This is a genomic window from Paenibacillus thermotolerans (assembly GCF_028745515.1).
Classification (GTDB): domain Bacteria; phylum Bacillota; class Bacilli; order Paenibacillales; family YIM-B00363; genus Paenibacillus_AE; species Paenibacillus_AE thermotolerans.
Map to the genome: position 1 here is coordinate 152180 of NZ_JAQZSG010000010.1, position 17199 is coordinate 169378.

17 protein-coding genes and 4 tRNA genes are annotated in these 17199 nt (G+C 53.6%); 19 read left to right on the plus strand and 2 right to left on the minus strand.

Going from position 1 to position 17199, the window contains the following annotated elements; translation table 11 throughout:
* The 10 genes from PT964_RS10830 to PT964_RS10875 all read left to right on the plus strand — a co-directional run bounded on the left by PT964_RS10830 (position 1) and on the right by PT964_RS10875 (position 10878).
* Positions 1-1665, plus strand: a complete 1665-nt coding sequence (locus PT964_RS10830; protein ID WP_274363384.1) for a b(o/a)3-type cytochrome-c oxidase subunit 1 — start codon at positions 1-3, stop codon at positions 1663-1665.
* A 114-nt stretch (positions 1666-1779) separates the two neighbouring features.
* Complete coding sequence (mobA, locus tag PT964_RS10835) at positions 1780-2409, plus strand: molybdenum cofactor guanylyltransferase (protein WP_274363364.1); 630 nt, start codon at positions 1780-1782, stop codon at positions 2407-2409.
* Positions 2410-2461: 52 nt separating this feature from the next.
* Positions 2462-2701, plus strand: coding sequence for a molybdopterin converting factor subunit 1 (gene moaD, locus PT964_RS10840; protein ID WP_274363365.1), 240 nt, complete (start codon positions 2462-2464; stop codon positions 2699-2701).
* Between the two features lies 1 nt (position 2702).
* Positions 2703-3248 (plus strand): molybdopterin-guanine dinucleotide biosynthesis protein B, encoded by a 546-nt coding sequence (gene mobB, locus PT964_RS10845; protein WP_274363366.1) that lies wholly within the window; start codon positions 2703-2705, stop codon positions 3246-3248.
* 66 nt (positions 3249-3314) lie between these two features.
* Positions 3315-3680 (plus strand): group I truncated hemoglobin, encoded by a 366-nt coding sequence (locus PT964_RS10850; protein ID WP_274363367.1) that lies wholly within the window; start codon positions 3315-3317, stop codon positions 3678-3680.
* Between the two features lie 150 nt (positions 3681-3830).
* The gene (locus PT964_RS10855) at positions 3831-4517 is read left to right on the plus strand and encodes an ABC transporter ATP-binding protein (RefSeq protein ID WP_274363368.1); all 687 of its coding nucleotides are present in this window, start codon (positions 3831-3833) and stop codon (positions 4515-4517) included.
* Positions 4477-5598, plus strand: a complete 1122-nt coding sequence (locus PT964_RS10860; protein WP_274363369.1) for an efflux RND transporter periplasmic adaptor subunit — start codon at positions 4477-4479, stop codon at positions 5596-5598. Before PT964_RS10855 ends, PT964_RS10860 begins: the two co-directional genes overlap by 41 nt.
* Position 5599: 1 nt before the next feature.
* Positions 5600-8509: an ABC transporter permease gene (locus PT964_RS10865; protein WP_274363385.1), complete on the plus strand. Its 2910-nt coding sequence runs from the start codon at positions 5600-5602 to the stop codon at positions 8507-8509.
* Between the two features lie 6 nt (positions 8510-8515).
* Positions 8516-9412, plus strand: a complete 897-nt coding sequence (locus tag PT964_RS10870; RefSeq protein WP_274363370.1) for an ATP-binding cassette domain-containing protein — start codon at positions 8516-8518, stop codon at positions 9410-9412.
* Positions 9409-10878: an ABC transporter substrate-binding protein gene (locus tag PT964_RS10875; protein ID WP_274363371.1), complete on the plus strand. Its 1470-nt coding sequence runs from the start codon at positions 9409-9411 to the stop codon at positions 10876-10878. Before PT964_RS10870 ends, PT964_RS10875 begins: the two co-directional genes overlap by 4 nt.
* Positions 10879-11122: 244 nt before the next feature.
* On the opposite strand, the gene PT964_RS10880 is transcribed toward PT964_RS10875, so the two are convergent.
* A complete protein-coding gene (locus PT964_RS10880) occupies positions 11123-11635 on the minus strand; it encodes a 2'-5' RNA ligase family protein (protein ID WP_274363372.1) in 513 nt (170 codons plus the stop codon).
* Positions 11636-11895: 260 nt separating this feature from the next.
* Between PT964_RS10880 and PT964_RS10885 the strand changes: the two genes are divergently transcribed.
* The 6 genes from PT964_RS10885 to PT964_RS10910 all read left to right on the plus strand — a co-directional run bounded on the left by PT964_RS10885 (position 11896) and on the right by PT964_RS10910 (position 13527).
* On the plus strand, positions 11896-12432 hold the full coding sequence (locus PT964_RS10885; RefSeq protein WP_274363373.1) for a phosphatidylglycerophosphatase A family protein: 537 nt from the start codon (positions 11896-11898) through the stop codon (positions 12430-12432).
* 77 nt (positions 12433-12509) lie between these two features.
* On the plus strand, positions 12510-12674 hold the full coding sequence (locus tag PT964_RS10890; protein ID WP_274363374.1) for a hypothetical protein: 165 nt from the start codon (positions 12510-12512) through the stop codon (positions 12672-12674).
* A gap of 100 nt (positions 12675-12774) precedes the next feature.
* Positions 12775-12851, plus strand: a tRNA-Met gene (locus PT964_RS10895).
* A gap of 11 nt (positions 12852-12862) precedes the next feature.
* Positions 12863-12939 (plus strand) — tRNA-Ile (locus PT964_RS10900).
* A gap of 19 nt (positions 12940-12958) precedes the next feature.
* Positions 12959-13035, plus strand: a tRNA-Ile gene (locus tag PT964_RS10905).
* 87 nt (positions 13036-13122) lie between these two features.
* Positions 13123-13527 carry a thiol-disulfide oxidoreductase DCC family protein gene (locus PT964_RS10910; RefSeq protein WP_274363375.1) on the plus strand — a complete coding sequence of 135 codons (405 nt, stop codon included), beginning with the start codon at positions 13123-13125 and terminating at the stop codon, positions 13525-13527.
* A gap of 35 nt (positions 13528-13562) precedes the next feature.
* Here PT964_RS10910 and PT964_RS10915 read toward each other — a convergent pair whose 3' ends face one another.
* Positions 13563-14546, minus strand: a complete 984-nt coding sequence (locus tag PT964_RS10915; protein WP_274363376.1) for an S-layer homology domain-containing protein — start codon at positions 14544-14546, stop codon at positions 13563-13565.
* Between the two features lie 111 nt (positions 14547-14657).
* Here PT964_RS10915 and PT964_RS10920 point away from each other — a divergent pair, with 111 nt between their 5' ends.
* From PT964_RS10920 to PT964_RS10930, 3 genes are all read left to right on the plus strand, one after another.
* Positions 14658-16034, plus strand: a complete 1377-nt coding sequence (locus tag PT964_RS10920) for a Na+/H+ antiporter NhaC family protein (protein ID WP_274363377.1) — start codon at positions 14658-14660, stop codon at positions 16032-16034.
* Between the two features lie 83 nt (positions 16035-16117).
* A tRNA-Val gene (locus tag PT964_RS10925) sits at positions 16118-16190 on the plus strand.
* 132 nt (positions 16191-16322) lie between these two features.
* A complete protein-coding gene (locus PT964_RS10930) occupies positions 16323-16778 on the plus strand; it encodes a hypothetical protein (protein WP_274363378.1) in 456 nt (151 codons plus the stop codon).
* Positions 16779-17199 lie beyond the last annotated feature (421 nt).

The window sequence follows — 17199 nt, forward strand, 5'->3', positions numbered from 1 at the left end:
ATGAAAACAACGATACTGCCGGATACTCAGTTTAAAAAAGAAGACGCCTCGCTCGTCCTTGCCCATATATTATTCGCCTACGGCGCCATGACGATCGGCGCGATCGCCGGGCTGCTGCAAGGGCTTGTCCGCGGCGGCATGATCCGGCTGCCTTTCGGAATCGGCTATTATCAGCTGCTCACCGCGCACGGCGTGCTGATGGCGCTCGTGTTCACCACTTATTTTATTATCGGTTTTCTTTACTCCGCTGTGATCCGCACCACCGGAAGACACTTGCTTCCTAGAGCCCGGTGCTTCGGCTGGGTCGGCTTTGCGGTCATGTCGGTCGGAGTCGTGATGGCAACGATTATGATTTTGCTGAACAAAGCGACCGTCTTGTACACATTCTACGCTCCGCTCAAAGCGTCGCCTTGGTTTTACGTCGCGCTGGTGCACGTGGTCGTCGGTTCTTGGATAGCCGGTGTCGGATTGTTTCTGCAGTACGGCTATTACCGCAAGCACCATAAGAACGAACCGACTCCGTTGATGACGTTCATGGCCGTCGTTACGATGCTGCTTTGGATCATCGCCACGCTCGGCGCAGCGGCGGCGGTGCTCATCCAGTTCATTCCATGGTCGTTCGGCTGGGTGGACACGATCAACGTCATGGTCAGTCGTACGTTGTTCTGGTACTTCGGCCATCCGCTCGTTTATTTCTGGCTGCTGCCGGCTTACATGTGCTGGTACGCCGTCATTCCGAAAATTATCGGCGGAAAGCTGTTCAGCGATACGCTTGCCAGACTGGCGTTTCTCTTGTTTCTGATCTTTTCGATTCCCGTCGGCTTCCACCACCAGCTGATGGAGCCAGGCATTCCTGCAACGTGGAAATATATTCAGGTCATTCTGACGTTCATGGTCATTATGCCTTCGCTTATGACGGCGTTCTCGCTGTTCGCCACCTTCGAGCGATACGGCCGCTCCCGCGGCGCCGCAGGGCTGTTCGGATGGTGGAAAACGCTGCCGTGGAAGGACGTCCGGTTTTTCGCTCCGTTCATGGGCATGCTCATCTTTATTCCCGCCGGTGCAGGCGGCGTCATCAACGCGAGCCATCAGCTGAACGCGACGGTGCATAACACGCTGTTTATTACGGGACACTTCCATCTAACCGTTGCAACCAGCGTCGCGCTGACGTTCTTCGGCATCACGTACTGGCTCGTTCCGGCGATGACCGGCCGCACGCTGACGCCGAAAATCAACAAGCTCGGCATCATTCAGACGTGGATATGGGTCGCCGGCATGGCGCTGATGTCCGGCGCCATGCATATCGTAGGCTTATTGGGAGCTCCTCGCCGGACGGCTTACACGACTTACCGCGGCAACGCCGAGGCGACGGATTGGATTCCGTACCAGGTGGCGATGGCCGTCGGCGGCATGATCTTGTTCGCCGGCGTCATTATGATGATTTACAATATTTATTTGCTGTACCGTGCGCCGAAAGGCTTCACGGAATATCCGGTGGCCGAAGCCGCGGAGCATGCGGACGCCGAACGGGTGCCGGCCGTATTCGAGCGATGGGGCGTTTGGATCGGCATTGTCGTCGCGTTGATTTTGTTCGCCTACTCGATGCCGTTTGCGGAAATGCTGAATACCGGCACGCCGGGCTCGCCGCCGATGATTACTTGGTAAAACTGCACGTTACCGATTTTGCCGCTTCCGTTTTGCCGGGGGCGGCACTTTTTTGCCGCAGCTTACGGTGGTATGATGAAATGCAAGCATGAAATAGCGAGGTGCTATTTGCGTATGTTGCGTATGGGATGGAGCGCGATCGTTCTGGCAGGCGGAAAGAGCCGGAGAATGGGCCAAGACAAATGGATGCTGACAATTGGCGGAGAAACGGTGCTCGAACGATTGGTACGGGCCGTTGAGCCGCATGTCGATCAAATCGTTGTCGTATTGGAGCATGGAGACGGCGCGCCTGCCGCAAAGCCAAAGCTCCCCGATTCGGTCGGAGGAAACGCGAAAGTAACCGTTGTCCGCGACGATGCGGACGACGAAGGACCTTTGGCCGGCATCGAAGCGGGACTTTCCGCAACAGCGAACGAATACAATTTGATTCTCGCCTCGGATCTTCCGTTCGTACGGTGGGAGCCTGCCCGGATGCTTCTGGAAGCTTGCTCGGGCAGTCAAGCGGACTGCGCCGTTTCGAAGTTCGACGGGAGGACGCAGCCCTTGTTCGGAGCGTACCGCAAAGAGACGCTTCCGCTCCTTGCCGCATACCGCCGCGGCGGCGGACGAAAGGTGATGGAGTGGGTCCGCAGCCTTCGATATTTGGAGCTCGACATGCCCTGGCAATACGGGAATTGTTTGTTCAATATGAACACTCCGGACGATTATGAGCTCGCGCTGCGAAGGCTGGGTGAGGTAAAATGATAGGATACGATTGGATAATATATAGCTTAATCGAACGGGAGGCAGCCGAATTATGAAAGTATTGCTGTTTGCTTCGCTTGCCGAAGCTGCGGGCGGTCCCGCGGTCGAGCTTGCCGTTTCGCTGCCGGCTAAGGTAGCCGAATTGAAATCGGCGCTCGCAGAAACGGCCCCCGCGACCAAAGAGCTCCTATCCGGGTGCTTTGCGGCGATCAATCACGAATATGCGGATGATGAGACGTTAGTGACGGAAGAGGACGAGGTCGCGTTCATTCCTCCGGTCAGCGGAGGATAACGTGCCGCCGATTACCGTTCAGGGACGTCAAAGTCCCGCTGTCGTACAAGTGGTAGGATACAAAAACACCGGCAAAACCACGCTCGTCTGCTCCCTCGTCGAAGCTTTCGCCGCGAAGGGCGTTCGGGTCGGCACGGTCAAGCATGACGCTCACGATTTCGATCCGGATGTGCCCGGAACGGACTCGTGGAAGCATAGGCATGCCGGTGCGCGCTGGTCGGCCGTCGCATCGAAGGCGCGGACGGCATTTTTCGAGGAGCGGGAAACCGAGCTGGAGGATCTCCTGCAGCGTATGCGGGAAGCCGAGCTTGTTTTGGTGGAAGGCTACAAGCGAAAGCCATATCCGAAGCTCGTCCTGATTCACTCCGAGCGGGACTTGCCGATTCTTGACGGGCTTTCGGCCGTGCTCGCCGTCGTCACTTGGGACAGCGGGTTTTTGGCCGAATGGGCGGAGCGGCTGGAGCGCGAACGCGGCGTCCGGGTCGTTCGATTTGACGATTCGGCCGCGATTGCCGGAATAGTGGGGGACCGTATTGGCTCATACTGAGTAGGGCGGCAAGCTCTCCTAAAAGAGGGCGGATTTGCCGCAATCTTTTCAGAAGGTGGGCTACGGATGAGCGGCGCGAGTACGACGTTATACGATAAGCTTGGCGGCAAGGAAGCCGTTTCGAAGGTCGTGGACATTTTTTACAAAAAGGTTCTCGCGGACGAAAGGGTCAACAGCTTCTTTAAGGATACGGATATGGAAAAGCAGCGGCGCCACCAGACCGCGTTTATTTCCGCGGCGATCGGCGGTCCGCAGTATTCGGGCCGTTCGATGGAGAAGGCGCACGAAGGGATGAATTTGCAAGAGATTCACTGGGACGCCATCATAGAGCATTTGGCATCATCGCTTAAAGATGTCGGAGCAGCCGAAGCGGATATCGGAGAAATCGAGAAAAACTTGTTGCCGCTAAAACCTCATATCCTGCATAAGTAAAGCAAGCTCCGCTTTGATCGCCGCCGAAAGGCGGTTTTTTTGTGCAATAAAAAATCTTTTTTGCGACCAAGCTGTAACTTTTCACCTGTTTCCTGCGTCATACAAAGTAGTATAAATAGGTTAAAAAGTCGGAAATGAGGGAGAGAGACAATGGAGTCAGGGGATCGGCTGCTGACCGTTTCCGGAGTCGAGCGCACGTTCCATGTCGGCGGACAGAGCATTCACGTGCTTAAGGGCATACATATGCATTTGCTGCCCAGACAGCTTGTGATGCTGAAGGGACGGTCGGGCTCCGGCAAGACGACGCTGCTAAACATGCTGGGGGGACTTGACGTACCGACAAAAGGAGAGATCGTGTTTCGCTCCCATGCGTTTCACACGCTCGGAGACGATGCGCGAACGAAGGTACGAAGAAAGGAAATCGGATTTATATTTCAGTCTTTCGCGCTGATGCCCCTCCTGACGGCTTGGGAGAACGTCGAGCTGTCGCTGCGCATGGCCGGCGTTCCGAAGAGCGAGTGGAAGAGCCGGGTCGATCATTGTTTGGACCTGGTAGGCCTAAGCAAGCGAGTGCACCATCGTCCTTACGAGCTTTCGGGGGGCGAGCAGCAGCGGGTCGCCATCGCCAAGGCGATCGCGCACCGGCCGGTGCTGCTGCTTGCGGACGAGCCGACGGCTGAGCTCGATTCCCAGATGGGGGCGCAAATCATGGCGGTGTTTAAAGATATTATCGCCACGGAGAACGTTACGATTTGTATGACTACACACGATCCTACGATTTTGGAGGTTGCCGATCATGTTTACGAAATGGTGGACGGAAAATTCGCCGCATCGTAACCGGAGAAGCCGCGCTGCGCTCGCAATTATGCTGACAGCGACGGTGGCGCTCGGTTCCGGTTGTTCATTGCTGCCTAAGGAGGATGCGGAGGAAGTGCTTCCTACGATCACTCCGCCGAAGCTTTCGGAGAAACCGACTTACGAGGTTACGAAACAAACGATAGAAGAGAAGGTTCAGGCGATCGGGAAGCTGATGTCCACGCAGGAGGAGACGCTTTTCTTTACGTCGAACGCCAATGCGGCCACCGGAGATTCCCGCGTGAAGGAAGTATACGTCGAGACGGGCCAAGAAGTGAAAGCGGGCGATTTGATCGCCGAGCTGGACGTTACGGATAAGCAGCGCGAGCTGCGCACGATGCGTCTGCAGTTTAAAAGCAAGGAGCTCGAGATGATCAAGGTGCTCCGCAAAGCCGATGAATATCAGCCTGAAGAGCTGGAGCAGCTGAAAATCAATTTCGAGCTGGAGCGTACGAAGCTGACCGATCTCGAAGAGCAGATTGCCGGCGCTCAATTGACGGCGCCGTTCTCCGGCACGATCGTCACGATGTACGTGAAGAAAGGCGATACCGTGAAAGCGTACGACAAGGTCGCCGTTCTCGCCGATCTTTCGAAGCTGACGGTTGCGGCCGATTTCGGCAAGGACGCGCTGAAGAACATAGCTGTCGGCATGGAGGCCGTCGTGTCCATCAACTCGGCAGGGGAGCACAAGGGGAAGGTAGAGCGGCTTCCGGCCCAGACGGATAAAAACAACGACGTTCCAAGGGATCCGTGGGGCAACCCGATCGGCGGCCAGCAGGAACAAGATTCCATCGATAAATACTTACTGGTCAAGCTGGACAAATGGCCGGAAGGCGTAACGCGCGGAACGCCGCTTAGCGTTAACGTCATTACGAACCGGAAGGTCGACGCGATCGTCATTCCGCCGTCCGCGCTTCGCTCCTATAACGGGCGCAGCTACGTGCAGGTTGTCGATCAAGACGGCAATAAGCGCGAAGTGGACGTTGAAGTAGGCATGAAAACGGCAACCCAAGTAGAAATCGTGAAGGGATTGACTCCCGGGCAGAAAGTAGTTGGTGGATAACATGGGAGGCTTGCTGCTCTTGCGGTTCATTTTCCGCAAAATGTGGAACACCCGGTGGCTCACGCTTTCCACGCTCGCCGGTCTCATCATGGCGGTCGCCTTCTCCACCAGCATCCCGATGTATGCCGACGGGGCGCTCAAGCGGGTCGTGGCGTCATCGCTCAAGGAGAAAAGCGACGGCTTTCCGGCAGGCTCGCTCCTCATGCGGTATCAAGCGACGGGAAGCGACCGTGCGGACCTGGAGTCTTTTCATAATGTTTCGCAGTATATCAAAGATGACGTTCCGGACCGCATCGGTTTTCCGTATGCTGCCTATGTTCGCGCCATATCGCTGCGCGGGGCGCAGCTGCAGGCTGTGGACCCGGAGAAGGTGGACCCGAGCAAGCGCAGACAGATGACGCTTTCCGCGATGAGCGATTTTGCGGCGCATGTGGAATTTACGAACGGGCGGCTGCCTGAGAAGCAGCTGCAAGGCGGCGTAGTCGAAGCCGTCGTGCTGGAAGAGGGAGCGTTCCGCAATTTTTTTCGCGTAGGCGACGAATTTTATTATGCGGCAACCGGAGCGAAGGAGCCGCTGAAGGTGAAAGTCGTAGGGACGTACCGGCCGCTGGACGATACGAATCCATACTGGTATCAAGGATTGGAAGGCCTCGTTAATACGCTGATCGTCGACGAAGATTTGTTTGTCGGCGAGTTTCTGGAGAAGCGGAAGCTGCCGCTAAACTTGGCTACTTGGTATTACGCATTCGATTTGCGCGAGATCCAGACGAGCCAGCTGATGCCGCTCTCCGGATTGCTTTCGCGGCTTGACATCGATTTGTATCAGCTGTTGAAGGACACGAAGGTGGACATTTCGTTCCAGCCGATGCTGCTTGAGTTTAGAAGCCAGAGCATTCAGCTTCAGCTTCTGCTCTTTACATTGGCGGCGCCGATGATTGCCATGGTCATGTATTACATCGCGATGAACGCCAAGCAATCGCTGGACCGCCAGCGCAGCGACATCGCCGTTCTGCGAAGCCGGGGGGCCGGCACGAAGCAAGTCATTTGGATGTATATCCTGGAAGGGATTATACTCGGCGCCGTTGCGATGGTCATCGGGCCGATGCTCGGATGGTTTATGGCGAAAAGCATCGGCTCCGCGAGCGGCTTCCTGACGTTCGTCGACCGCAAATCGATACCTGTCGGCTTCGGTTTCGACGCGATTCTTTACGGCTTGGCTTCGGTGCTTGTGGCGATGCTCGCCAGCGTCATCCCCGCGATCCTATTCGCGCGCTCTTCCATCGTAGGGCTGAAGCAGCAGATGGCGCGGGCGGAGCGGGCTCCCGCTTGGCAGCGGTTTTTCTTCGATATTGTGCTGCTGGGCGTTGCCGGTTACGGCTGGTACTTGTTCCAAGAGCGCCAGATGATTTCCATGCAGACCGGACTGACGTCCGACCAGCTGCAGGTGCAGCCGACGCTGTTTTTCGTGCCGGCGCTGGCGATTTTCGCGATGGGACTGTTTTTCCTGCGGGTGTTCCCGTGGATCTTGAAGCTGTTTAACCGGATCGGGCGCAAATTTTTGCCCGTACCGCTCTATTTGACGCTGACTCAATTGTCACGTTCCTCGAAATCGTATTATCCGCTTATGCTGTTATTGATTTTGACATTGGGGCTTGGCGTCTACAATGCATCGGCCGCTCGAACGATCGACCGGAACTCGACGGAGCGGACGTTGTACCAATACGGCTCGGACGTCATTGTCCAGACCGTATGGGAAGGCTTTACCGAGTCGGCTCCTCCTCCGCAGCAAGGCGGCGGCGGGAACGGCGGCGGAGACGGAGGGAACGGGGGAGGCAACGGCGGCGGCAATGGAGGCCAGCCGGGGGGCCAGCCCGGAGGTCAACCGGGCGGGGGCAATATGCCTCCTCAGCAAGTGCTGTATATTGAACCTCCGTTCCAAGTTTTCAAAGAGCTGCCCGGCGTAGAGCATGCGGCGAGAGTGCTGCAGACGAAAGCGAACGCGGTCGTCTCGGGCAAATCCATCGGCCAAGGCACGCTGATGGGGATCGACAACGTCGATTTTGCCGAGGTCGCCTGGTGGCGCAACGACCTGTACCCGGCTCATCCATATCAGTATTTGAATTTGCTCGGCTTGTACGAGCAAGCGATTATTATACCGGAGCGGATTGCCGACAAGTATCAGCTTAAGGTCGGCGATCTGATGCAGCTCAGCTTTCAAGGGAAACAGGTCGAATTTTTCGTAGTGGGCGTATTGCCTTATTGGCCGAGCCAATATCCGGACGAGACGCCATTCTATATTGCGAATCTCGAATACATTTACGATCAAGTGCCGCTCATACCGTATGAGGTGTGGCTCAAGATGGAAGACGGAGCGCTAACGACGCCGGTCATCGAGGCGCTGCAGGCGAAGGGCATCGATATCGCCTCGGTAAAGGACGTCCGGATCGACTTGGTGACTCAGAAGAAGCATCCGTCCCGCGGCGGCGTGTTCGGCATATTGAGTTTGGGATTCCTCGTTTCGGCGATCATATCGCTGATCGGTTACGTGCTGTACTGGTTCTTCAATCTTTCCAGCCGCGTCGTACAGTTCGGCGTGCTGCGCGCGATGGGGCTGTCGCGTAAAGGGCTTACCGGCATGCTGCTGCTAGAGCAGCTGTTCACGGCCGGATTGTCCATCGGTCTCGGAATTTTAATCGGAAGAATTGCGAGCGTTCTGTTTCTTCCGTTCCTGCAAACGACGGAGAGCGCCGCAAAGCAGGTGCCGCCGTTCCGCGTCGTCTTCGAAGCGAACGATACGGTGCAGATCTATTTGGTTGTCGGCGTGATGGTGCTGCTGGGGGCGCTCCTATTGATGGCCCATATCCGCAGGCTGCGCGTTCACCAAGCCGTAAAACTGGGAGAGGAGCGATAAACGGCCATGATTCATTGCGAAGGTCTCGTAAAAATATTCAAAACCGACGATATCGAAGTGGTCGCGCTCCAAGGCTTGAATTTGACGGTCGAACGCGGCGAAATGATGGCGATCATCGGAAACAGCGGCAGCGGGAAATCGACCTTTCTGAACATTCTCGGAGGGCTTGACCGTCCGTCGGCCGGCATCGTCAAGGTCGGAGATTGGGATTTGTTAAAAATTACGGATGAGCAGCTGGTCGAATACAAAAGAAAAACCGTCGGCTTTATTTGGCAAAACAACGCCCGAAACTTGCTCCCGTATCTTACGGCGCTTGAGAACGTGGAGATGCCGATGATGCTAAGCGGCAAGCTCGACCGGGCATATGCGAAGCAGCTTTTGGAATGGGTCGGGCTGAAGGAGCGGATGAACAACAAGCTTCAGCAGCTGTCGGGCGGCGAACAGCAGCGGGTGGCGATCGCCATCTCGCTGGCCAACCGCCCTTCGCTCCTGCTGGCGGACGAACCGACCGGCTCCGTCGACACCGCGACTTCCGACCGGATTATGAACATTTTTCGAACGCTCAATAAGGAGCTCGGGGTTACGATCGTCATCGTAACCCACGATTTGTCGCTTGCCGGCAAGGTGGACCGCGTTGTTGCAATCCGCGACGGATTAACGAGCACAGAATTTCTAAAGCGCAACCCTGAGCTTGATTCTCACGTCTATAATGATGGAAGCAATTCCCGGAGCCGATTGCGCGATGAGCATGAGGAATACGCCGTCGTAGATCGAGCGGGGCGGCTTCAAGTTCCTAAAGAATATTTGGAGGCATTGGGGATCGGAAACAAAGTGTCTCTGGAATTTGACGGGGAGCGAATTATTATTAAAGCACCTAAACATTTGGAGGGAGTCCGAACATGAAACCACTAAAAAGACAAAGGTTTGTTCGCGCCACTGCCGCCGTGCTTGCGACGGTAATGTCCGTTTCGCTGCTGGCCGCTTGTACGCCGAAGAACCAGCAGGCCGACAAGACCGAGCGTGTGCTGCGGATCGCCACAACGCAAGGCTATGGCCCGGAAGACGAATGGTTCCGATCGCAATTTACGGAGCTGTATGAATTTGCAAACCCGAACGTAACGATCGAGCTCGTTCCGGCGATCGACTACAGCTCGCAGCGCTATGCGACGGAGCCGACGCAGCCGCAAGAGCAGAAGGATCCGATGGAGGAGCTCAAGAAAATTATGCAGGGCGACAATCCGCCTGATCTCGTGATGGTGGATTACAGCCAGCTGCCGCAGCTGCTCAACGAGAATTTGCTCGCGCCGCTTGATCCGCACATTCAGAAGGACAAATTCGACACGAGCAAAATCGTCCCTACCGTGATCGACGGCATCAAGGATCTGGCGACGGACGGCAAGCTGTATGCGCTGGCGCCGTTGTTCAGCTCTTCCGCTTTGTTCTACAACAAGAAAATTTTCAACGAAGCGGGCGTATCTTATCCGACGGACGGCATGACATGGCAGCAAGTATTCGACCTAGCCAAGCAAGTGTCTTCCGGGGAAGGCGCAAACCGGAAATACGGCTTCGCCTTCACGACATGGAAGGGCTCCGATTCGTTCTGGGATTCCCAAATTTACTCCCAGCCGCTTCAGCTTCGTTACTATAGCGAAGACGGGGAGAACATGACGGTCGATACCGATCAATGGGAAACCGTGTGGAAGACGTTGGTCGATTTGAGAAAGAACGAAATTATTCCGGGTCCGAATCAGAATCAACAACCGTCCGATACGCCGGGACCGTTCGATTACGACAACTTTTTGTCTGGTAACGCGGCGATGGTCATTTCGCAATACTACTATATTAATGAGCTCATTAACGCACAGAAAGCCGCCGAGACGAACGACAAGCTGCAAGCGCCGGATTGGGACGTCGTGACGCTGCCGGTTCATCCGGAAGCGCCGGGAGTCGGCGGTTATATTTGGATGCAAGGCCTCATGGGCATTAACGCGAAGGCGCAAAATCCGGAGGACGCGTGGAACTTCATTAAATTCCTTAACGGCGACGACTGGGCCCGCCTGAAATCCCGCAGCCAAGGCAACCTGGTAGCCAACAAGGACTACCTGAAGCCGAAGGAAGGGCTTGAGTACAACATCGATGCGTTCACCCAGCTTAAGCCGGTATTGCAGACGGATGAGTCGCAAATTTGGAGAAAATATCCGAATATCGGCATGGTCCAGTCGATCGGTCAGCAGAAGTTCCAGCAGGTGCTTGAAGGCAAGCTGGAAGTGCGCCAGGCGCTTAAGGAGTGGCAGACCGAAGGAGAAGCGATGCTGAAGCAGATGAAGGAAAATCCCGACCAGCCTATTCATTTCGGGGAGAAGTTTTAATAGGGGAAACGAAAAGCCGGCTGAGGTTATGCCTCGCCGGCTTTTTGCGTGCTTTGGGGGGAAAGGAAATGAAACACACTGTGTGCTGCTATTTGGCGCGCTCGTATGGAAAATAGCATCACTAAGAGTTGTTATCCTCCTGTATACATGTGAAAAACGGTCATTTGGAGGTAAATAACAACTTGTAGTTAGCTTCATTTTTCGGAGAGCCGTCAAATCGGACCGATAGCAACTCACCGTGTTGTTATTTTCCGAGCAGGAACGTCTGATGCGCCGTCCAGGCACCGTTATCCGTTTGGTAAAGCAAATGAAGCCGGTCTACCGTGAAGCTTAGATCAAGCGGAATCGGACGAAGGCTGGAAAGCACATCGTGCATTTCGTCGTTGCCGAGGAGCTGCCCGATCGTAAGATGCGGGTGGTACGTATATTGTTTGCCTTCTTCCTGCAGTACGCCGGAGCAAACGCGCTTATAAAGCTCCTCGAACGGCTGCGGGTCTTCGAGTGCCATATAAATCGTGTTGGTTACCGGATAGAACGAGGAGAAACGATTTAACTTGGCGCCGAACGGTCGGATTTGAGCCGTTGTTTCCTCTAGGTGGCGTATTGCCTGCTCCCGCTTGGAATCGTCCCACTCTTCCGCCTCGCGGACCGTCAAGTGAGGCTGAATGAGGTTGTAGTGGGGGTCAAACCGTTTGCGATGGCTGTTGGCCTCGTCTTGCACGTTTTTCGGGGGAAAAACCGCAATGCCGAACTTCATAAACATACGCCTCCTGGTCATTTCATTTCAATTATCTTTATTATAACACCACACTCTAAATAGAAAACAGAAACCGTGGTGTTTCATCGAAACTTGCCTCTAAACGCGGTCTTGCTTCGTTGCTATTGCTTCACACTCAACCTCTAAACGCGGTCTTGCTGTAAAGGGTCAAAAATACTCTCTTGCTAACCAAGTGCCGCTTCGATTATCGTGGTATTATCGCACTTAATATTTTCCACTACGTCTGGAGGGGAGCTGCCATGAGCGAGCCGGTGCACAGCAAGACGGTTCATCAAGCGGCGTTGCAAAAGCTGAAAGAGCGCGGCGTTAAGCTTGAAGATATCGCGGAAATCGTATTACAGATGCAAACTCCTTATCATAAGGGGTTAACATTAAGCGTTTGTTTGGAGAGCGTCGAGAAAGTGCTGGAAAAACGCGAGCTTCAGCACGCGCTTCTTGTCGGCATCGAGCTTGACATGTTAGCGGAGAAGAAGCTGCTCTCGCAGCCGCTTCAGCAAATCGTCGAAACGGATGAAGGGCTGTTCGGATGCGATGAAACGCTTGCCTTAGGGTCGGTGTTCGGTTACGGAAGTATTGCCGTAACGACGTTCGGACACTTGGATAAGCACAAGATCGGCATTATCAAGGAACTGGATACGAAGAAGGGAAAAGGGATCCATACGTTCCTCGACGATCTGGTGGCAAGCATTGCGGCTTCAGCCGCAGGGCGTATCGCGCACCGATACCGCGACGAGCTGGAACGCAGCCTGGAAGCGGCTGCCGGAAGCGAGGAGTAAACAAGAACAAGCGCATAAGAACCTCCTGAAGGGGGGAATCTTGAATTATGGGATTACTCTTTCTTGGAGGTTTTCTTATGGCCTGGATTTATTGGGGGAAGCTGTATAACACCAAATTTCAAGCCGGCTGCTTGGCCAAACGCATGGAAGAAGACTGGTGGATTTACGGCTACGAATGCCCGCAGCTGGTGGAAATTTACCGCTCGCGCAAAGGTCGCTACGGCGTTCGCTACATTATGTAAACCCGCGAATAAAGGAAAACTTCGAAAAAACTCAAAAAAACTGTTGACATTTATGCCGGAAGGTAATATATTTATACATGTTCACTTTTTCTTCTACTGGCGCGGGGTGGAGCAGTCCGGTAGCTCGTCGGGCTCATAACCCGAAGGTCGCAGGTTCAAATCCTGCCCCCGCAACCAACTTTCGCTTCGGGCCTTTAGCTCAGTTGGTTAGAGCGGTCGGCTCATAACCGATTGGTCACAGGTTCGAGTCCTGTAGGGCCCACCAAGAACGAGNCTTTCGCTTCGGGCCTTTAGCTCAGTTGGTTAGAGCGGTCGGCTCATAACCGATTGGTCACAGGTTCGAGTCCTGTAGGGCCCACCAAGAACGAGTATAAGTGCAATTTGGGAATCCTCTTACGTCCGACTGCGGAGCGTTTGAGGATTTTTGTGTATGCGAGGTGCTTTCGCTTTGGAAAACAAACACCCGATCGTACTGTATGACGGCGTATGCAATCTGTGCAGCGGCGTTGTAAAGTTTACCCTGCAACGCGATCGTCAAGGCAGGCTAAGGTATGCGGCGCTGCAATCGGATACCGGCAAACGGTTGCTGCTTGAGAACGGTTTTGCCCGAGAATTGCCCGATACATTTATCTTTATCGAGAACGGAAAAGCGTATACCAAATCGTCTGCCGCTCTTAGACTTGCGCGTCATCTCGGAGGAGGCTTTCGGGTGCTTTCCGGTTTGCTTATTATTCCCCGACCGCTGCGGGATGTGTTCTATACGTTCGTAGCCAATAATAGGTACCGATGGTTCGGGCGGAGCGAGTCATGCATGCTGATGCGGCCGGAGTACCGCGAAAGATTCCTGGAATAAAAAAAAGTCCGCACCTGTAAGGGCGGACTCTCAACTTATTGAACTTTCTTTAGAGGGATGCTTGGCGCATCGACGTTCCGAAGCTCGATATGTTTAATGTTGCTGCCCACATATGCGGATGCTTCCGGATTTACGATGACTTGCGCATACATTTTTCCGGGCTCGGGGAACCGGAGCTGATACTTAACGACGGCTTTGTCTTCGGAGGTAAAATCAATGCCGACGATCGAAATTCCGTAACCCGGATTCGGCTTCTCGCCCCATGTAAGTGTAACCTTTTGTATGTCGTCGTTCACCACGGAAACGGCCATGTCCACTTTTTCGTTTACGTAAGGATTTTCAGGCTGGTCAACCGGAGGCTGTTGCCCTTCATCAGGCTGCTGCTCTTCATGCTGCTTGACGAACTGAATGGCATTGTGCAGCATAACGGCAGCTTCCGCTCTCGTAATCGGTTCTTGCGGGCGGAACTTCCCGTGATCGTCAAGCTCCGCAATTTTGGCGATCAACGCGTTCTGGATCGATCCCATTCGGCCATCGGATACTTTGTCGGAGTCTTCAACATTTATATAAATTTTGATCATCGGGTACGGGCCTTTGGTGTTCACTGCATTCATCAAGAGGTCGACAAAATGTTCCCTCGTAATCGGCACGCCCGGCTTGATATCTCTATCGAGCGGAAGGCCGTGAAGATGCGCAATCACAAAAGCTTGAGCGTACCATGCGTCGTTAGGGATTTTGGTGAAACTGTCGCTCGCTTCCGGTTTCTTAATGAAATTGAATGTATCCAGGTTGAGATCGAGCCCTTTGACGATCATAGAAACGGCTTGCTCCGTTGTAAGGATTCTTTGCGGGGCGAAATGATCTTTGTCGACGCCGTTCACAATGCCTCTTTTTTGAAGATCGACTATTTTTTCTTGTCCCGGCACTTGATCCAAATCGGAAAACGCCAAAGCTCCGGAAGCCAGACTGCCGACCGACAGGGCGAGAGCCAAGGATAGAATGATTGGTTTTTTGTTCATTTCATGTACCACCTTTGCTATAAAGTAACGTTTTGTGGATGCATCCTGATTTACTAACGGATTAAGCTTCGAGATTGTTGCAGTACATATGCTGAGGAGAATATAAATCGGATGAAAACGTGGAAATTGGGCGTTGTCGTTTTGCTTACGATTGCCGGACTAGCCGCCGCGTATGCGGTCAAAATACCGCTTGTAATCGGATTTTGCATCGGTTTAATCGCATTGGCCGTCACCGTGATGAAAGATTTGAACATCGGATGGCGGAGCCTTATTGGCATGATGAAGGAAGGTGTGGGACATACGCTGGAGGTCGTCTGGATTTTGCTGCTTGTGGGGCTGCTGATCCCGGCTTGGACAGCCAGCGGCACAATTTCCTATTTGGTGGATGCGGGCCTGCGTTTGCTTTATCCCGATTTTTTGCTTACGTTCGGATTTTTGTTCTCGGCGGTCATTGCTTTGACGCTGGGAACGTCCACCGGCACATTGAGCGCAGTCGGTATTCCGCTCATGGGGGTTGCGGCGCATATAGGCGTACCTTTGCCGATGATGGCGGGAGCGTTAGTGTCCGGCGCGTTCGTAGGGGATCGGACGTCGCCGTTCTCGAGCGCGCACCGGCTGACTGCCGCATCGGCGGGGATTCCTGCGGCTTCGCTGTTTCGCGTGCTGCTTCCGACCTCAACCGGAGCGTTCGTCCTCGCAACAGCGGCGTATGTACTGCTTGATTGGTTCGGCGAATGGGGCGGAAGCTCCGCGGTGCTGGCAGCCGGCGGCTCAGGCGGGGAGTTTGTGTTGTCTCCGCTGCTCGCCATCCCGCCTGTGATCCTGTTGCTGTCGATCATTTTTCGTTTGGAGACGAAGTACGCGTTTATGCTGACGATCGGTTCCGGCATTATTTTGGGCGTATTGCTGCAAGGAGGCAATGCGGCCGATTGGCTTGGATGGCTGTGGCAAGGATATGAGGCTGCGAACTCAGGCTCCGTGGTCATTCATGGGAAGGGTATCGCCGATATGCTCGATCTTGTGGCGCTCATCGCTCTGGCCGGCGCATATAACGGTATATTGGAGAAGACGAACTTGATCAAGCCGATCGTTCGGAAGCTGCTTGGCGGGGAGAATACGAAGCTGCCTTCCATGACGGTGCGCGCGGGCTTGTTCGGTCTTGGGCTCGGTTTCGTTTCCTGTACGCAGACGCTGCCGATCATGATGACCGGCCGAAATTTATCGTCCGTTTGGACGGAACGTTACAGCCGGGAGCACTTGGCTCGAGTGACGGCGGATACGAGCTTGCTGTTCGCGGCGATGGTGCCGTGGAATATGCTCGCGATACTGTGCGGAACGATCGTAGGCGTACCCGTCGAGCAGTATGCGATCTTTGCATGTTTTGTTTGGTTTCCGCCGCTGCTTACGTTGGGCTATTCCGTATGGAGCGAACGGCGCGGTATCGGCGTCGGTGCGGTTTCCGGGGAGCAAACGACTGTCGGTGCGTAAAGAATTAATTTTATTTTGAAGCGATAAATGGGTTGACATCTGCGTAAGCACCTGTTATTATCTTATTTGTCGCTGCAAAATACGATCTGTTAGCTCAGCTGGGAGAGCACCATCTTGACAGGGTGGGGGTCAGTGGTTCGAGCCCACTACAGATCATAATGAAAAAACCCTTACACAGTGAGGGTTTTTTGCTTTTTTTGGACACTTTTCGTAGTCTCATGTCGCGACTTAAAGACTAACCGTTGGGGATAATACGAGTAAATCCATTTGCTGGAGGCACTTTTGATAATGAATCCCCAACAATTTATTTCATTGTCCCTGTTCGTTATACCGTGGTTGACAATCTTTCTTATGGATAGGGAAAAATTGAAGCGATTTATTCCTGCGGCATTGTTTACCGGCGTAACGAGCGGGATTATTTACGAAATTGGAATTATGTTAAACTTTTGGCATTTCAAAGAAGTTTCGTTTCCGCTTGTTATGTATGGCTTGCTTCCGATCATGTTACTTTGGGTCTTGAGTTTTACCTACGGGAAGTTTTGGACGTATTTTATTGTGAATGCCGTATTGGATTTAGGATTCGCTTTTGTGCTTGCTCCAATATTTTCGACGGTAGGCATATTGGGTATTAACCAGAATACCGGAGTGTATATTTATGCCATAAATTTTATCCATGCGGCGCTTATTTACGGTTATCAAGTTTGGCAAGAAGGAAGTTTTCCGAGCAAAGTTACGGCACGATAAGCGGCAAGGACCTTTAAGAGGTGCCATTTTTATATTGTTGTGTATAGGCTGGCGTCCCGGTGACATAATAAATATCATTCATTTCGTTGTTTCGAAAGGAGGCGGATGAGTTTGCCCGAGATCGACGAAAGTTTGATCGAGGAAGAAACGGAAGGAAACGAGAACGCCGAGGAAGAGACTGTGGATTACCCGATTTTTCTCGATATTTTTTAGCGCATTGAACGATCCCGCGAGGACTTATGTCTTCGGGGTTTTTTATTATATTGGGGAGCGGGAAGCTTTCAACGATTAGTCGGTGTCTGTGTTGGAAAATATTGTACGTTGCAAGATGATTCGGAAACGTGATAAGATGTAATTCCTGTCGCGGTGAACGCGGCGGGGACGAGTAAGACAAGCTTGCTCCTTGAAAACTGAACAACGA

Bases quoted from the DNA above. Each gene is read 5' to 3' on its own strand.
- PT964_RS10830 (WP_274363384.1), top strand. From the start codon at position 1: ATGAAAACAACGATACTGCCGGATACTCAGTTTAAAAAAGAAGACGCC.
- mobA (WP_274363364.1), top strand. From the start codon at position 1,780: ATGTTGCGTATGGGATGGAGCGCGATCGTTCTGGCAGGCGGAAAGAGC.
- moaD (WP_274363365.1), top strand. From the start codon at position 2,462: ATGAAAGTATTGCTGTTTGCTTCGCTTGCCGAAGCTGCGGGCGGTCCC.
- PT964_RS10850 (WP_274363367.1), top strand. From the start codon at position 3,315: ATGAGCGGCGCGAGTACGACGTTATACGATAAGCTTGGCGGCAAGGAA.
- PT964_RS10855 (WP_274363368.1), top strand. From the start codon at position 3,831: ATGGAGTCAGGGGATCGGCTGCTGACCGTTTCCGGAGTCGAGCGCACG.
- PT964_RS10860 (WP_274363369.1), top strand. From the start codon at position 4,477: ATGTTTACGAAATGGTGGACGGAAAATTCGCCGCATCGTAACCGGAGA.
- PT964_RS10865 (WP_274363385.1), top strand. From the start codon at position 5,600: ATGGGAGGCTTGCTGCTCTTGCGGTTCATTTTCCGCAAAATGTGGAAC.
- PT964_RS10870 (WP_274363370.1), top strand. From the start codon at position 8,516: ATGATTCATTGCGAAGGTCTCGTAAAAATATTCAAAACCGACGATATC.
- PT964_RS10875 (WP_274363371.1), top strand. From the start codon at position 9,409: ATGAAACCACTAAAAAGACAAAGGTTTGTTCGCGCCACTGCCGCCGTG.
- PT964_RS10880 (WP_274363372.1), bottom strand. From the start codon at position 11,635: ATGAAGTTCGGCATTGCGGTTTTTCCCCCGAAAAACGTGCAAGACGAG.
- PT964_RS10885 (WP_274363373.1), top strand. From the start codon at position 11,896: ATGAGCGAGCCGGTGCACAGCAAGACGGTTCATCAAGCGGCGTTGCAA.
- PT964_RS10890 (WP_274363374.1), top strand. From the start codon at position 12,510: ATGGCCTGGATTTATTGGGGGAAGCTGTATAACACCAAATTTCAAGCC.
- PT964_RS10915 (WP_274363376.1), bottom strand. From the start codon at position 14,546: ATGAACAAAAAACCAATCATTCTATCCTTGGCTCTCGCCCTGTCGGTC.
- PT964_RS10920 (WP_274363377.1), top strand. From the start codon at position 14,658: ATGAAAACGTGGAAATTGGGCGTTGTCGTTTTGCTTACGATTGCCGGA.
- PT964_RS10930 (WP_274363378.1), top strand. From the start codon at position 16,323: ATGAATCCCCAACAATTTATTTCATTGTCCCTGTTCGTTATACCGTGG.